This window comes from Hymenobacter fodinae (assembly GCF_004745825.1).
GTDB lineage: Bacteria > Bacteroidota > Bacteroidia > Cytophagales > Hymenobacteraceae > Hymenobacter > Hymenobacter fodinae.
Genome location: NZ_SRLA01000006.1, coordinates 100,880 through 115,989, shown reverse-complemented (window position 1 = coordinate 115,989; position 15,110 = coordinate 100,880). Strand labels below are relative to the sequence as shown.

At 56.1% G+C, this 15,110-nt stretch carries 14 protein-coding genes; 9 read left to right on the top strand and 5 right to left on the bottom strand.

Features of this window, described 5'->3' with window-relative positions:
* Positions 1 to 128: 128 nt before the first annotated feature.
* The 4 genes from EU556_RS22955 (at position 129) to EU556_RS22940 (ending at position 3,931) form a co-directional block, all read left to right on the top strand.
* Positions 129 to 617: a GNAT family N-acetyltransferase gene (locus EU556_RS22955; protein ID WP_135436588.1), complete on the top strand. Its 489-nt coding sequence runs from the start codon at positions 129 to 131 to the stop codon at positions 615 to 617.
* 56 nt (positions 618 to 673) lie between these two features.
* Positions 674 to 1,873, top strand: coding sequence for a 3-deoxy-D-manno-octulosonic acid transferase (locus EU556_RS22950; protein WP_245327848.1), 1,200 nt, complete (start codon positions 674 to 676; stop codon positions 1,871 to 1,873).
* A 120-nt stretch (positions 1,874 to 1,993) separates the two neighbouring features.
* Entirely contained in the window at positions 1,994 to 2,920 is a 927-nt protein-coding gene (gene rsgA, locus EU556_RS22945; protein ID WP_135436586.1) for a ribosome small subunit-dependent GTPase A, read from the top strand.
* Positions 2,921 to 3,046: 126 nt separating this feature from the next.
* Positions 3,047 to 3,931, top strand: coding sequence for an NAD(P)-dependent oxidoreductase (locus tag EU556_RS22940; RefSeq protein ID WP_135436585.1), 885 nt, complete (start codon positions 3,047 to 3,049; stop codon positions 3,929 to 3,931).
* A 253-nt stretch (positions 3,932 to 4,184) separates the two neighbouring features.
* Here the strand turns inward: EU556_RS22940 and EU556_RS22935 are convergent, their stop codons facing one another.
* Positions 4,185 to 4,820 (bottom strand): fasciclin domain-containing protein, encoded by a 636-nt coding sequence (locus tag EU556_RS22935; protein WP_135436584.1) that lies wholly within the window; start codon positions 4,818 to 4,820, stop codon positions 4,185 to 4,187.
* A gap of 192 nt (positions 4,821 to 5,012) precedes the next feature.
* Between EU556_RS22935 and EU556_RS22930 the strand changes: the two genes are divergently transcribed.
* A complete protein-coding gene (locus EU556_RS22930; protein WP_135436583.1) occupies positions 5,013 to 5,474 on the top strand; it encodes a peptidylprolyl isomerase in 462 nt (153 codons plus the stop codon).
* A 96-nt stretch (positions 5,475 to 5,570) separates the two neighbouring features.
* On the opposite strand, the gene EU556_RS22925 is transcribed toward EU556_RS22930, so the two are convergent.
* Positions 5,571 to 7,097, bottom strand: coding sequence for a sigma 54-interacting transcriptional regulator (locus tag EU556_RS22925; protein WP_135436582.1), 1,527 nt, complete (start codon positions 7,095 to 7,097; stop codon positions 5,571 to 5,573).
* 209 nt (positions 7,098 to 7,306) lie between these two features.
* Positions 7,307 to 8,413 (bottom strand): vWA domain-containing protein, encoded by a 1,107-nt coding sequence (locus EU556_RS22920; RefSeq protein ID WP_135436581.1) that lies wholly within the window; start codon positions 8,411 to 8,413, stop codon positions 7,307 to 7,309.
* Between the two features lie 152 nt (positions 8,414 to 8,565).
* Here EU556_RS22920 and EU556_RS22915 point away from each other — a divergent pair, with 152 nt between their 5' ends.
* From EU556_RS22915 to EU556_RS22905, 3 genes are all read left to right on the top strand, one after another.
* Positions 8,566 to 8,847 (top strand): DUF427 domain-containing protein, encoded by a 282-nt coding sequence (locus EU556_RS22915; protein WP_135436580.1) that lies wholly within the window; start codon positions 8,566 to 8,568, stop codon positions 8,845 to 8,847.
* Between the two features lie 211 nt (positions 8,848 to 9,058).
* Positions 9,059 to 9,697: a hypothetical protein gene (locus EU556_RS22910; RefSeq protein WP_135436579.1), complete on the top strand. Its 639-nt coding sequence runs from the start codon at positions 9,059 to 9,061 to the stop codon at positions 9,695 to 9,697.
* Positions 9,698 to 9,942: 245 nt separating this feature from the next.
* Positions 9,943 to 10,584, top strand: a complete 642-nt coding sequence (locus EU556_RS22905) for a hypothetical protein (protein WP_135436578.1) — start codon at positions 9,943 to 9,945, stop codon at positions 10,582 to 10,584.
* 77 nt (positions 10,585 to 10,661) lie between these two features.
* Here the strand turns inward: EU556_RS22905 and EU556_RS22900 are convergent, their stop codons facing one another.
* Positions 10,662 to 11,651, bottom strand: a complete 990-nt coding sequence (locus EU556_RS22900; RefSeq protein ID WP_135436577.1) for an acyl-ACP desaturase — start codon at positions 11,649 to 11,651, stop codon at positions 10,662 to 10,664.
* A gap of 110 nt (positions 11,652 to 11,761) precedes the next feature.
* Positions 11,762 to 13,381, bottom strand: a complete 1,620-nt coding sequence (locus EU556_RS22895) for a hypothetical protein (protein WP_135436576.1) — start codon at positions 13,379 to 13,381, stop codon at positions 11,762 to 11,764.
* Positions 13,382 to 13,431: 50 nt separating this feature from the next.
* On the opposite strand from EU556_RS22895, the gene EU556_RS22890 reads away from it, so the two are divergent.
* A complete protein-coding gene (locus EU556_RS22890) occupies positions 13,432 to 15,093 on the top strand; it encodes an ArnT family glycosyltransferase (protein ID WP_135436575.1) in 1,662 nt (553 codons plus the stop codon).
* The last annotated feature ends 17 nt before the right edge of the window (positions 15,094 to 15,110 follow it).

Sequence of the window (15,110 nt, the reverse complement as noted above, 5' to 3'; positions counted from 1 at the left end):
AGTTGCTGCTAGTAGCCTGCTAATGGCTCCTAGGCCAGTATATTTCTTACAAAAAGCCCCAGTCATAGCGGCTGGGGCTTTTTTCATGAAGTTGCTAGTGAGGCAACAGAACCGCGTACTTTTGCAGCATGATCCTCCGCCGGGCCACCGAGGCTGATATTCCGCACATCGGGCAGTTGTTTTACGATACCATTACGCAGATCAATTCCGCCGACTATTCTCCCGCGCAGGTGGAAGCCTGGCGGGGCGGGTGGCAGAATACAGCCGGTTGGCAGGAAAAAGTGGCGGCTCAATATTTTCTGGTAGCTGAAGTGCCCACTGGTCTAACCGGCTTTGCTTCCCTCTGCCCCAACGGCTACCTTGATTTCCTCTTCGTGAGTGCCCGGCATCAGGGCCAAGGCGTAGCTCGGCAGCTGTTGCATGCCTTACTGCATCACGCTACCGGCCTAGGCCTACCCAGCGTGCATACCGACGCGAGCCGTACGGCTCGTCCGTTCTTTGCACACCATGGGTTTATGGTTGAGCGGGCACAAGAGCCAGTAATCCGAGGGGTTGAGGTTCCTAACTTTCGAATGGTGAAACCACTCGCTGTTCTTCACTCAGACACTCTGCTTTAGCATTGCTTTTTCTATATTCTCTCGGTTTGCGCCTTTATGCCCTGCTACTGCAGTTGGTGGCTTCCTTCGTACCCAAAGCGGCACGTTGGGTTGAGGGGAGGCAAGGCCTGTTACCCCGCATTCAGAATGCTCTACGCCAGGAAACCGCTCCCCTGGCCTGGTTTCACTGCGCTTCGTTGGGCGAGTTTGAGCAGGGTCGCCCGCTGATGGAGGCCTACGCCGCCCAATTCCCGCAGCACAAGATTGTTCTGACCTTCTTCTCGCCCTCGGGCTACGAGGTACGCCAAAACTGGCCCGGTGCCGCCTACGTGTTTTACCTTCCCCTCGATACGGCCGCCAATGCGCGTGCTTTCCTGGATGCCGTACGGCCTCGGCTAGCTGTATTCGTGAAATACGAGTTCTGGTACTACTACCTCACGGAGCTGCACAACCGCCAGATTCCGACCATCAGCGTGTCGGCCATTTTCCGGCCTGAGCAGAATTTCTTTCGGCCCTGGGGAGGCTTCTTCAAGCGTATTCTAGGACGGTTCACGCATATTTTCACCCAGAATGACGAATCGGTGCGCTTGCTCCAACAAGTTGGCCTTACTCAAGCCAGCAAGGCCGGCGATACTCGCTTCGATACGGTAGTGCGCACGGCGGCGGCCCCGCCCCGCCCTCTGCCGATAGTGGAAGCGTTTGTGCAGGACCGGGCCCCAGTGTTTATCATTGGCAGTAGCTGGCCCGAAGACCTGCCGGTTCTTTCGCCGCTACTTCAGCAGTACCAGCAGCAGCTTCGGTTTATTGTAGCCCCGCACGAAATCAGCGAAACCAATCTGCGGTTGGTAGAGCAGGCCCTGCCAGGGCAGGTAGTGCGGTACTCGCAGGCCGATGCGGCCACTGTAGGCCAGTCGCGGGTGTTGCTCATGGACAACGTGGGGCTGCTGAGCCAGCTCTACCGCTTTGGTCAGTACGCCTATATTGGAGGGGCATTTGGGAAGGGCTTGCACAACACCCTGGAAGCGGCGGCTTTTGGTCTGCCCCTGTTTTTTGGTCCCACGTATGGTAAATTTCAGGAAGCTCAGGATTTGGTAGCATTGAACTGTGCCTTCCCCGTGCAGCAGCCATCAGACCTGCTCCGCAGCTTTGCGTATCTCTACCACGATGAGTCGGCAAGGCTGCGAGTGCTAGATGATAGCCTCGAGTACGTGCACCAAAGCAGCGGCGCTACAGACCGTATTATGCGTTGGCTGAAAGGCAATGTGGTAAACCAATAAAACTGGGTCATTTATCTCTCCGGCGGAATTACAGGCGCTGACTAAGCCAGTAGAACCTGCACCGTATCTCAAGCCCACACCACGTTACCAATCACAACTTCACCTTTCACTATTTCCCCTATGACGGGTATTGTTGTCAAATCCACGGGCTCGTGGTACTTGGTTCGCGAAATTGCTACGGGGCAGCTGCACCGCTGCCGCTTGCGCGGCAAGTTCAAGATTAAAGGCCTGAAGGTTAGCAACCCGCTGGCCGTGGGCGACCAGGTAGACTTTACCGTGGAGGACCAAACGGAAGGTGCCGGCGTAATTCACCACATTGAGCCGCGTCGCAACTACATCATCCGCCGCTCGGTGCACAAGAGTGAGCACGCCCACATTGTAGCCGCCAACCTCGATCAGGCCCTACTGGTAGTTACGTTGGCCTCCCCGGCCACGTCGTTCGGCTTCATCGACCGGTTTTTGGTGACGGCCGAGGCCTACCACATTCCGGTTACACTCATCTTCAATAAGGCGGATATCTACGATGAGGACTTGCTTGACTACCAAGAGCAAATAGCCAAGATGTATAAGCGCGTGGGCTACCCCAGCCTGCGCAGCTCCGCGCATACCGGTGAAGGCGTAAGCGATATTGATGCCCTACTGGATAATAAGGTCAGCCTACTTTCGGGCCATTCAGGCGTAGGAAAAAGCACCCTTATCAATGCGCTGGTACCCGACCTCGACCTAAAAACCGCTGAAATCAGCCAGTTCTCCGACAAGGGTGTGCACACAACTACCTTCGCCGAGATGCTGGAAGTGAGGCCCGGCACCTACCTCATCGACACGCCGGGTATTAAAGAGCTAGGCCTAGTCGACGTGAAGAAGGGTGAGCTGGCTGGCTACTTTCCCGAAATGCGGGCCCTGCTCAACCAATGTCGCTACCACAACTGCCAGCACCTGCACGAGCCGGGCTGCGCCGTGCGCGAAGCCGTCGACAAAGGTAAAATTGCCCTCCCCCGCTACGACAGCTACGTGAGCATGCTGGAAGGCGACGATAATCGCCATTAGAAGGTGAATTTGTGAAATAGTGAAGCGGTGAGGTTGACGTTTAGCGGGCCTACCCGTAACAATACACGCTGCTGGCGCTTTCTAGGCCAGTCGAACGACAACTTTACCATCTCACTAATTTATAGTATGTCGCATACCGTTGCCTTTTTGGGCTTAGGAAGCATGGGACTGGCTATGGCCAACAACCTGCTGAAGGCCGGTCATCAGCTCACCGTTTACAACCGCACCGCCAGCAAAGCCGATGAGCTAAAGGCTCAAGGCGCCAAAGTAGCCGCTACGCCCGCCGAGGCCGTGCAGGATGCCGATTTCGTGTTTACCATGGTAACCGATGATGCGGCCCTCCAAGAAATTTGCTTGGGTCCCGATGGCATCTTGCCCGCTATGAAAGTTGGGGCTATTCACGCCTCTTGCAGTACGGTGGCGCCGGGCACCAACCGCCGCTTGGCCGAAGAGCACACTGCCCACGGCAGCCACCTCATTGCTACGCCCGTGTTTGGGAAGCCCGATGTGGCAGCAGCCGGTAAGCTGTGGTTGGCCTCCGCTGGTGCCGATGCGCCAGTCCGCGAAAAGGTGCGTCCCTTGCTGGAGGCGCTAGGCCAGGGCGTGCACGATTTTGGCGACGACCCCGGCGCGGCCAGCGTGGTAAAGCTCTGCGGCAACTTCATGCTGGGCGCCGCCATCGAGGCTATGGCCGAGGCCTTTACGTTGGCGCAAAAGAGTGGCCTAGACCGCCAGCAGGTGTATGAATTCTTCACGAGCACCATCTTCAACACGCCCATCTACAAGAGCTACGGCAAGCTGGTAGCCGAGCGGCACTACCAGCCGGTAGGCGCCCCACCCGCTATTATCCGCAAGGACCTGCGGCTGGTGTTGGATGAGTCGCGCGCCCAGACTGCGCCCATGCCCTTTGCGAACATCATCCACGACAACCTCTCTACCACAGTTGCCAAGAACGAGCAGGTAGACTGGGCCGGTTTTGCCGAGCGCGCCGCCGAAAACGCCGGCCTCTAGGCCAGTAGGCTTGCCTTTGTTGCACGCATAGTTTTCTAACTCGTCATGTCGAGCTTGTCGAGACATGTCGATTGAATCGTTGGGTTACTACTACGTCAGCACGCGCACTGTCTCGATAAGCACGACATGACGGGCTGAAATAAATACCACCGTTGTCTACTGACAACGGTGGTTAGCAGACTGACGCACACCAACAAAAAAGCCCGACTGAAGCAGTCGGGCCTTTCTAACCAATCAGGAAATCTTAGGGGTGCTACTCGCCTGTCGGCAGCAAAACGTTGTCGATTATGTGGGTCACGCCGTTGCTGGAAATCACGTCGGGAGTTTCCACATTGGCATTGTTGATCATCACTTTACCATCTTTCACCGACACCTTGATTTTCTCCCCATTCACCGTCGTCAGTTCCTGACCATCTTTCAGATCCTGGGCCAGCAAACGGCCGGCAATGACGTGGTAGGTGAGTACGCCTTTGAGCTTCTCCTTGCTCTCGGGCTTCATCAGGCCAGCCAAGGCACCTTTGGGTAGCTTGTCGAAGGCGGCATTGGTAGGCGCGAAAACTGTATAAGGACCTGTGCCGCTGAGAGTACCATCGAGGCCGGCAGCCTGTACGGCTTTCACCAGGGTAGTTACGCTCTTGGCCTGCACCGCATTTTGCACAATGGTACGGTCGGGGGTCATGGCCACCCCATCCACCATGACGCCTTCTTTCTTACCCATCCGGGCGGAGTCAGAGAGCATGGCCGTTGAGTCGACGGTGGTTTCGGTGTTGGCTTGTGTGGTGGTTGTGGTTTCTTCAGCTGACTTGTTTTCGCCGCAGCTGATAAGGCCGAAGGAAACAGTACCAGCCGAGAGCAAGGCTAGCGTGGTGATACGCAGAGTCTTCTTCATAAGAAGGTAGAACAGGGGTTGGTGAGGGAGAAAAATAGTTCTATTTCCGGAAGCACCGCTTCAGGATATGCTTACGAAACTCGCCTGTACCTTGGATGTTTGACCGCGCCTAAATTGTCTACATTTGCGCCCTTCTTGCACCGCCTTGCTGGTGCTTGCGTATACGCTCATCACCCAACATTTCAACCCCACATGAAAACTGCCGAAATCCACACCAATAAAGGTGTAATGAAAGTAGAGTTCTATGAGCAGGACGCTCCGAACACCGTGAAAAACTTCACCGACCTGGCCAAAAAAGGCTTCTACGACGGTCTGAAGTTTCACCGCGTTATCCCCAACTTCGTGATTCAGGGCGGCTGCCCCAACACCCGCGAGGGCGCGAAAGGCATGCCCGGCACCGGCGGCCCCGGCTATAAAATCGACTGCGAGCTGACCGGCGACCACCAGTACCACGAGCGCGGCGCCCTGAGCATGGCCCACGCTGGCCGTAACACCGGCGGCAGCCAGTTCTTTATCGTGCACGACCGTCAGAACACCGCCCACCTCGACCGCAACCACACCGTGTTCGGTAAAGTGGTAGAAGGCTTGGATATCATCGACCAGATCAAGCAGAACGATACCATCGAGAAAATCGTGGTAAACGAGCAGGCCTAGGCCAGTCGAATAAACCGAAAAAGCCCCGCGCACCAAGTGGTACGCGGGGCTTTTTGATGTAATTCCTACAGAGTGAGGAATGACAAGGGGATGCTACTACCGGCGACGGCCGCGCTGGGGCTTCTCGTCTTCGTCCTCATCGTCATCGTCACCGAAGCTGGGCATGGTGAACATAGATGACAGCAAGTCCTTGAACTGAGCACCGGCGGTAAGGCGGTTCCGGGAAATCAAGCTATATTCGGAGAGGCCGTGCAGCAGGAATTCCATCAGGAAGTAGGTAGTTTCCGCGTCCTCGTTGGGGTGCAGCTCCTTCACGATGTCGCGGAGGCCGGGCACTTGGTCGAGGGCGGCGTGATAGTCCTTGTCGGAGGCGTCGTGGAGAATGTCCACGGTGTGGCCGCTGCCGAACCACTCCTGCACCGTTTTGTACGGGCTGGGGCGGCTTTTTAGCTTTTTGGCTTTGTCGGGGTCGGGGAAGTAGTTCAGGAAGAGTGTCCGGATGGCTTTGCCCATCAGCTTCTCAGCCACAATGCCGGCTCCCTCTTGCTCGCCTTCATACACCAGCTCCACTTTACCCGTAATGGCGGGCACCGCCGAAACGAAGTCAGCCACGCGCACATAGGTCTTAGCTTCGCCGTTGATGAGAGCTCGGCGCTCAGCTCCCGCTACCACCTGCTCGTAGGCAGAAATGGTCAGACGGGCCGAAACGCCACTCTTGGCGTCCACGAACTCCGAGCCGCGGGCCTCAATGGCCACTTGCTCTACCAAGTCGTGCACAATCTCGTTGGTGGTCACTAGACCTTTCTGCTCCTCTTTGATGCGGGCTTCCTGCTTGGTGATGCGCTTGCCAATCTCAATTGACTTCGGGTAGTGCGTAATGATCTGGGCGTCGATACGGTCTTTGAGGGGCGTAACGATGGAGCCACGGTTGGTGTAGTCCTCGGGGTTAGCCGTGAACACAAATTGCAGATCCAGCGGCAGGCGCACCTTGAAGCCCCGAATCTGGATGTCGCCTTCCTGCAGAATGTTGAACAGCGACACCTGAATGCGGGCCTGCAAGTCGGGCAGCTCGTTGATGACGAAAATACCCCGGTGGGCCCGCGGAATCAGGCCGAAATGAATTACGCGCTCATCGGAATACGGCAACTTTAGGGTAGCCGCTTTGATAGGGTCGGCATCACCAATAAGGTCAGCTACCGATACGTCGGGCGTAGCCAGCTTTTCGGTGTACCGGTCGTCGCGGTGCAGCCAGGCAACGGGCGTATCGTCGCCGCGCTCAGCAATCAGGTTTTTCGCAAACACCGACAGCGGCTGCAGCGGGTCGTCGTTCAGCTCCGAGCCTTCTACTACTGGTACATACTCATCAAGCAGGCCGATCAGCAGACGGGCAATACGGGTTTTAGCCTGGCCCCGCAGGCCAAGCAGGTTGATATGGTGGCCGGCTAGAATGGCCCGCTGCAACTCGGGAATTACAGTTTCTTCGTAGCCATAGATGCCCGGAAACACATCTTCCTTGCTGCGCAGCTTGGCAATCAGATTGTCGCGCAGCTCCTGTTTCACAGACCGCGGCTGGTACCCGCTGGCCCGCAGTTGGCCCAGCGTACGAATGGATTCTTGTTTCATCGGGAGGTAGAGAGGGGAGTTAAGCCCCGGTTGAGTTAACTGGTAAAGGGCCGTGCAGGTTCAGGCATGCTGCCTTTGCGCTACCGCAGCTTGGTATGGTGGAAATGAATCCCACCGGTCAGCCAAATAATGAGAAGTTAGCCCATCAGTAGTGGCCTAGAAAGGCTCTACACGGACAGACTGGCTTTTCACCCAGCTGACGGAAGTACTTACACCGACTTCCGGCGGTTACGCTTATAGTCCTCGAAGATGAGGTGGCCTAGCCCCTTAAGAGAGCTGTAGTAGGCCTTGCCCTGGTTTACCTCCGTGAACTCCTGCACAAACTGCTGCAGGTAGGGGTCGGATGCAATCATGAAGGTGGTAATGGGCACCTTGAGCCGGCGCGCGGCGGCGGCCAAGTTCAGGGTTTTGTTAACCACTTTCCGGTCGAGGCCGAAGGCGTTCTTATAATAGCCGTTGCCCTCTTTCAAGCAGGTGGGCTTGCCATCGGTAATCATGAAGATCTGCTTGTTGGGCGTCTTGCGCTTACGCAGCAGATCCAGGGCCAGCTCTAGGCCAGCTACCGTGTTGGTGTGGTAGGGACCTACTTGTAGGTACGGCAGCTCTTTCACCTCAATCTGCCAGGCGTCATTACCGAACACAATAACGTCGAGGAAGTCTTTGGGGTACTTCTGCTTTACCAACTCGGCCAGCGCCATAGCTACTTTCTTGGCGGGCGTGATGCGGTCTTCGCCGTACAGAATCATGGAGTGCGAGATGTCAATCATCAGCACAGTACTGGTCTGCGACTTATGCTCGTTCTCGCGCACTTCCAGGTCACCCTCGGTCAGCATGAAGTCGCCGGTGCCGAGGCCGTGGTTGAGCTGGGCGTTGCGGATCGACTCCGTCATGGAAATCTGGTCAAGCGAGTCGCCGAAGCGGAATTCCCGCATGTCGGTGCTCTGCTCATCGCCCTGGCCGGTGTGGGGCGTGCGGTGGTTGCCCTGCCCCGACTTCTTTAGCTTACCAAAGATTTCCTCCAGCGCGCTCTTTCGGATGGTCTGCTCACTTTTGGCCGTGATGTTGAACGCGCCTTGCTCCTGCGGATCCTCATCGATGTAGCCTTTCTTCTTGAGGTCCTCGATGAAGTCACCCATGCCGTAGCTGTCGTCGGTCAGGCCATATTGTTTATCGAGCTCATTCAGCCAGGAAAGGGCCTCGCCCACGTCGCCGCTGGTGATGGTGATGAGCTGCATGAATATCTTGAAAAGGGAGTCGAAACCTTTATCGGACGACTCCTCGGGCACGAAGTCCCGGAAACGAAAGCCTGCTGCCATATGAAGGGGAGTGAGAAATTAGAACAACTGGACGGGCAGCAATGTTCGTTTTGCGTGCCGGTTTGCCCCTATTGTATTTGCGGGGTGGCGCTACTGGCCTAGAAGCCCATTTTCAAGATACTACCTTCCCTTCATAACCCCCACCACACCCCATGAAAGCTATTTGGAACAATACCGTTGTGGCCGAAAGCAACGACACCGTAGTGGTAGAAAACAACCACTATTTCCCGGCCGACTCCATCAAGCGGGAGTTTTTTGAGGAAAGCATTGCTCATACCACCTGCCCCTGGAAGGGCCGCGCCAGCTATTACTCCCTGCGCGTAAACGGTGAGCTGAACAAAGATGCCGCTTGGTATTACCCTGAGACCAAGGAAGCTGCCAAACAGATTGAGGGGCGGGTAGCTTTTTGGAAAGGCGTAAAAGTTGAGAAGTAACCCAAAGAAAGGCTGGCTGACACCAGCCTTTCTTCTTTATAGCCGGCGCACTCCTGTAGCCTGAGCGCCACTGCGAGCATCCTTAGTTGGTACGCTCACCAGCTTCAGGTAGTTGGGCAGAATGTTGTGATTTTAGGGGCAAAACGTAAGATATTGGTCAACAGCCTACCTATGGCCTACGTATAGAAAGCACTCTTTCTCTCCTCCCTACATGAAGTTTTTCTTACCCTTACTAGGCCTGTCGGTTGCGGCCCTAGGCCTCTCGCTTTCCAGTTGCGACACCACGCGCGAAACCACAACCACCCCGGGCGCACCTACTGCCATGCCATCTGAGGCAGGTGGTATTGATACCGTTACTAGCTACCGCCGGACTCTGACCCAGGGTTCTACTCAATACATGGTTCGGACTACCGGCGAGGGTAGCATGCGTATGATGAGCATAGGCGTTCGGCAGAACAACCAGGCCCCAGTGGCACTCCGCGACACGTTGGATGGGGAAGTTCAGCAGACGGCCCTACTACCGACCGGCGGTGGCCAATCTAGCCTGCTGGTTTTTGTGCAAAGCGCGGGGAGTGGCTCATACGGCCAACTATATGGCTACCTGCCTGAGGGCCAAACGTTGCGGCGGTTGCCTGAGCTACCCGAGCTAACTGGCCCAGCCAGCCAGGGCTACCAAGGGCACGACACATTTCAAGTGCTAGGCCAGGAAGTAGTGCGCACCTTCCCTATTTACGCGCCAGCCGATGCCAATTGCTGCCCTTCAGGTGGCCAACGCACGGTGCGCTACACACTAGCAGAACGAGGCCAAGGATGGCGCCAAACTCGAGTTGAGCAAACCAGCAATAATTAACTAAGAGGCGCTTGGCTGAAGACCTAATACAGTCGAGCTTACTGAAATATTCATAGCTTATTATAAATTGTTCTTATTCGTTATATTAATATTGGTTTATATAAATAGCTTTGCTCTACACTAGTTAACAGGAAAAATACAACTCATTTTTTTCACTTTCGTTTACTTGCTTAGTCTCTCCGGACGAATATTCTGCTCAGCACTATACTAGCCGACTATTTGTCTTTCCAAACCCATTCACCACTATGCGTACGTCTTCCTTCACCCTTCTCTTACTCGCATCTGGCATGTGCGCGGCATTAACTGCCTGCGATTCAACCCGGCCAGTGGCCAGCGAAAGCTCCGACGACTCGGCTTCTACGACGCCAACGGTAGAGGCTTCTGATGTAAGCTTTGATCGTGAGGTTACGCAGGGAAACTATCGTTTCACGGTTAAGACATTTGGCTCGCAAGAGCAGCGTGTTGCCAGCATCCGCTCCTACCGGGGCACGGCTCAAACCATTGACCCTCTACGCACCGATATCATGGGTGCCGTAACCAACGTGGTATCCGGTGACCTGAACGGCAACGGCAAGCCTGAACTGTACATCTTCACCGATAACAAGAAAGCTAACGGCGGTCTGTACGCTTACGAGTTTGGCGAGCGAGGCTACACGCCCATCACCTCGCCCAGCACGCCCACCGGCAGCGCTGGAACTGGCTATGCCGGCCAAGACACGTACCAGATCAGCGGCAACAAACTGGTACGCACCTTCCCGGTGAACAGCGCCACGGCAGCCACTACGGGCACTGCTCCGGCTACCGCAGCTACTAGCCGCACAGTTGAGTATACCCTTGATTCTTCTGGCAAATTTGTGATGGGCCAGTCGATGGACGCCCAGCGCTAAGCTGCATCACTTATAAAAAAGCCCCCGCAACAGGTTGTTGCGGGGGCTTTTTTTATGCTATCAGTGCAGTGACTGGCCTAGCGGCCTACTTCGTCAATCCACTTGAACTTGTACTCTAGTTTCGGTACCGGCATACGGTCGGCCACGCGGCGCAGGCGGCCTGGCAGGGCCATTACGTACTCGCGTGCTTTTTCGGCGGCACTGTTGAGCCCCGTCATCTGTTCGATTTTCCAATCCTGAATCAACGACTCCAGAATATCGGTGTAATCTTGGCTGGTGTACACACCTAGGCGCTGAGCAGCATCAGTAAAGTGGCCGAAGGTTTTGCCCATTTCAACACCCAACTCGCGCATGTAGTGGGCGGGCATCACAATCTTCTTGCGCATCATATCCTCGAAGGCGAGCATCATTTCGGAGGGGTCTACCTCGAAAATTTTCTCCACGAAGGTTTTATAGACGCGGGCGTGGCGGGTTTCGTCGCCGGCAATCATGCCGCAAATCTTGGAGAGCTGCTCGTCGCCGGCTTTGCGGGCCAACTGGCCTACGCGCCGGTGCGAGATGTTGGTGGCCATTTCCTGGTAGCTCGTATACACAAAAGCCCGGTATGGGTCGTGGGCAGTGCCTAAGTCAAAACCATCAGCAATAAGGTGCTGGGTGCTGGCCTCAAACTCGCGCATATTTACGCGGCCCGAGAGGTAGAGGTAGCGGTTGAGCAGGTCACCGTGGCGATTTTCCTCCGCGGTCCAGCCCCGGATCCACTGCGCCCAGCCATTGTTGTGGTCACGCTTCAGATCATCAAGCTGGTGAAACCACGCCTCGTAGTTGGGCAGGGCTTCCTCCGTAATAGTATCGCCGATGAGTACGGCCAGCAGGTCGTAGCTGAGTTCCTTGGCGCGCTCACGCAGAAGCTTTACTTCGTCAAAGAAATTATCGAGGCTGGAATCAGGTAGGAAGTCGGTGGGCTGCCAGCTGGCCTCCACGCTTTTCAGGAAGGAACTCATGTTTTCCTTCAGAAAAGATTCGAGGTGCTGCAGGACTTCCGCGCGGGAGGTGACGCTTGCAATCATGGTGGTGACGGAAAGGAAGAGGAGAAATCTAGGCCAAATGTATGTATTCAGTACCCCGTATTGCGCGGAATAAGTCCGCAGACCCCCCTATAAAATTTTGGCTTTTTCCGCTACTTCACCTCCGCTACATACTCTTGCACACCATATAACCCGCTTGCTGGCAGCGGCTTAAGCAACAACTGCACAAGGGGCTTACCATCACTGTGGGCACGTAGTAAGTGCTGATTGAGCAATGCCGCGCCGGCTGGTGTAAGCATCCAGCGCACCGTGCGGCGGGTAGCAAGCCGCTGCAAGGCCAGTGTAAAGTCGCGACTACCCGTTAGGTGTTGTCGCCACGCAGCCTGGGATGGGTCAAGAGTTTGCCACCCCATCAGTGACAATACGCGCACGGGCCGCCCCAGCGCCGGATCAGCAAACGGAGAACTGGACTTATATGTCAGCTCCACGGCATCAGAAACTACCAACGGAGGTGCACCTGCTGGACTTAATATCTGGCGCCGCAGCGCTTCATTGGCGTACTGCTCCTGCCTGAGCAGGGTGCGCCGATGCCAAGTCTTGTATCCGTACGGTACGGCAGTCAGCAGCAGAACAACTGAGATACTAAGCAAGGACTGGCCTAGCCCCTCCTCTCGTTGCCAGAGGTAGATCAGCCCACCCAGCAACCAAAAGTCGAGCAATGGCAGGGCTAGCCGAGGTGGCAGTTTCAACCCTATACCTAGCAGCAGCAGTAAAGTAACAAAGCCGGCCTGCACCAGCCAGAACTCCCGCTTGGGTACTGCTTGTGGCAGGCGGCCAACCTGGTAGGCCACTACCAGTAGAGCGACCAGCACTGGAAAGTAATTGCGCCCAAGCTGTTGAAGCAGCACGGCTAGCTTAATGGGGGCGGTGTGCTGTAGAAAATGCGCAGCATTGAAGGGAGCGGCCCGTGCAAAGAACGGCTCATTAACTAGGGTGGAATCACTAAGCATCCAGTGCTGCACCTCCATCAGAGCTAGGCTATCGGGAGCAGTGCGCGGCTGCGGGTGTGCCAACTGAAAATCGTTGATGTTAGACTTGAGCACATCAAGCCGCCGAAACGTGACTTCTTGGGGGCTCCAGGTCAAGTGAAGCCACAACGCCCCCAGCACGGCCCAGCCTGTGGCTCCCACCACTACCGGAATGGCTTGCCGGTGAGCCAGCCACCAAGCCCCCGGTGCTGCTGCCGCCAATCCCAGCACGGCGGCGCTAGGCCGAATCAGCCAAGCTAGCCCAAAAGCTACTAGGCCTAGTGCCAGCGCCCAACGAGTAGGAGCGCGCTGGGCCGCAAACAGCACACCGGCCCCCGCCAGCAGCACCGGTACTCGCACGTAATTAAACCAGAAGCCATGTTCGAGCCAGGCTACGGCAAAGAACAACACCAAAAATATCAGCACCTGGCCTAGCAAAACCCTAGGCCGCAGTAGCCGCTCCAACACCAAAAAGGTGAGTACGGTAGCCGCGTACAAAAGCGTGTATAGGGTAAGGGCATACCAAGGCACCCCGGCAAATGCCACATACAGGCGGCTCCAGAGGGCAGTATACCCATGAAAGTACAGGTGTAGATCGGTAACCGGAGCCGCGGCCGACGTTCCACGCAGCAGGGCCACAATAGTCAGGTCGTCGTTTGTTTCACTGAAGCAGCCCAGCCCTAGGCCACTCGCCAGGAGCAAGAGCAGCGGCAAGAGCAGCAAGCAGAAACGACGTAGGTTCATGGCCGCAAGATACAGCCTCCGGCACAGCGCCGCTGCGTAGCTTTGCGCGCATGATATCTCGCCGCCTAGCCGACTGGACGCTCCTGTTCGTGCTACTGTTTACCGTTGCGTATTTTTTCCTCAGCCACGAAGGGCTGTATGCTATCGACGATTATTTCTATTCCCGCTATGCACACCAACTGATTAACGGCACCTTTCGGGTAGCTCCCGACCCACAAGGGCTCCTCCACGACCCCCTCAAGGAGCGCCCCATGATTTACGGTCCGGTGGCGCTGTGCTACCTGCTGTTCGGTATTAATATTATCAGCAGCACCCTGTGGCCCCTGCTAGCTACGCTGGGGTGCGCTGTGCTCATCTGGAAACTGTACCGGCGGCAAGAGCCGGTAGTAGCAGCCACAGCTATGCTGCTACTGGGCTTGCACTACTTCACCCTCAACCTGACCAATTACCTCTACCCCGATAACATCTTGATGTTTTGGTGCTTGGCTGGGTCGGCTGCGCTGCTGGTCGGGCGGCGGGCCGGAGCGCGGACGCTTGCGTGGGGCATCGGGTTCGCGGGAGTCAGCTTCGCGGCCTTGCTCAGCAAAGAAACCATTGTCTACTACCTCCCCTTCTACCTGGCCGTGCTGGGACGTGATGCTTGGCGACGCCAACACGGGCGGTTTTGGGGCGCAGCTGTGTTTACGGGCCTCGCCCTACTCACGGCATACCTGGCTTTTTACCAAGTGTATACTCACGATGCGCTGTATCGCCTGCACCTGATTGAGAACACCAATGAGTTCCTAAAGGAAGGTAATTACCTGTTAGGCAATCGTGCGGCCCTTATCAGCCGCATTACGTGGCAGCCACTTGCTTTCTTTATTGGAGCCGGGCTCGGGCCGATGCTACTGCTGGCAGCCGCAGCCCTTCTACAACCTGCCGCGCCTAACTCCGACAAACGGTTTTGGTTAGGCTTAGGCTTCAGCACTCTGCTTTTCTTCTGGGTTGGTAGTACCTCGCTTGGCCAGTATAACCCCATCACGCTGCTGCCACGCATGACGACTCCCCTGTTACCGCCACTGGCGCTGGCCGCGGGGTTTGGGCTGCAGTACATGCTGCGCAACGGCCGTGGCGTGGTCATCATAGCGCTAGGCCTGTTGCTGTGTGCGGGTTGGCTGCACAATAGCCTATCGGTATTGTATAGTGGCCTAGGCCTGTTTCTGGCGGTAGTGGCAGTTGCTCAGTCACGTCCTCTGTGCCCTACTTTTTTGCGGCCCGGTCAGGCGCCATTGGCTCTACTTACCCTGCTGGTGCTAGTTGGGTGCCTAGTTCTTCGGCCGGCGTATTTTATGTGGAAGCCCTCAGTGTCGTCTCACTTTGCGCAGAATCGGGTTATCAAGCAGCATCTGCAAGCCCCGGCCCAAGGCGTGGTATTAGTTGATGACTTTCTGATCGATAATTACGACTTCTACTACAGCTTTGCCATGCCGACCGGGTTGCAGTATCGCCGCTACTGGTCGCGCGACTCCTTGCAGCTACGTCCGGGCCAACATGCCTGGCTGTTGCTCAATCATAGCACCCTCACCAACGATGAGCTAACTCGCAAACTCATCCGTTACTCTCCCGATTCAGTTCTGAGTTGGTACCCCCGGCGGCAGTTAATTGCAGAAGATGGCAAAGTGTCGCTGTTTGAAGTGACTTTAGGAGACGAGAGAAAGGGTAAGAATAATTAATAGTGGGGATTCGACTC

Bases quoted from the DNA above. Each gene is read 5' to 3' on its own strand.
- EU556_RS22955 (WP_135436588.1), top strand. From the start codon at position 129: ATGATCCTCCGCCGGGCCACCGAGGCTGATATTCCGCACATCGGGCAG.
- rsgA (WP_135436586.1), top strand. From the start codon at position 1,994: ATGACGGGTATTGTTGTCAAATCCACGGGCTCGTGGTACTTGGTTCGC.
- EU556_RS22940 (WP_135436585.1), top strand. From the start codon at position 3,047: ATGTCGCATACCGTTGCCTTTTTGGGCTTAGGAAGCATGGGACTGGCT.
- EU556_RS22935 (WP_135436584.1), bottom strand. From the start codon at position 4,820: ATGAAGAAGACTCTGCGTATCACCACGCTAGCCTTGCTCTCGGCTGGT.
- EU556_RS22930 (WP_135436583.1), top strand. From the start codon at position 5,013: ATGAAAACTGCCGAAATCCACACCAATAAAGGTGTAATGAAAGTAGAG.
- EU556_RS22925 (WP_135436582.1), bottom strand. From the start codon at position 7,097: ATGAAACAAGAATCCATTCGTACGCTGGGCCAACTGCGGGCCAGCGGG.
- EU556_RS22920 (WP_135436581.1), bottom strand. From the start codon at position 8,413: ATGGCAGCAGGCTTTCGTTTCCGGGACTTCGTGCCCGAGGAGTCGTCC.
- EU556_RS22915 (WP_135436580.1), top strand. From the start codon at position 8,566: ATGAAAGCTATTTGGAACAATACCGTTGTGGCCGAAAGCAACGACACC.
- EU556_RS22910 (WP_135436579.1), top strand. From the start codon at position 9,059: ATGAAGTTTTTCTTACCCTTACTAGGCCTGTCGGTTGCGGCCCTAGGC.
- EU556_RS22905 (WP_135436578.1), top strand. From the start codon at position 9,943: ATGCGTACGTCTTCCTTCACCCTTCTCTTACTCGCATCTGGCATGTGC.
- EU556_RS22900 (WP_135436577.1), bottom strand. From the start codon at position 11,651: ATGATTGCAAGCGTCACCTCCCGCGCGGAAGTCCTGCAGCACCTCGAA.
- EU556_RS22895 (WP_135436576.1), bottom strand. From the start codon at position 13,381: ATGAACCTACGTCGTTTCTGCTTGCTGCTCTTGCCGCTGCTCTTGCTC.
- EU556_RS22890 (WP_135436575.1), top strand. From the start codon at position 13,432: ATGATATCTCGCCGCCTAGCCGACTGGACGCTCCTGTTCGTGCTACTG.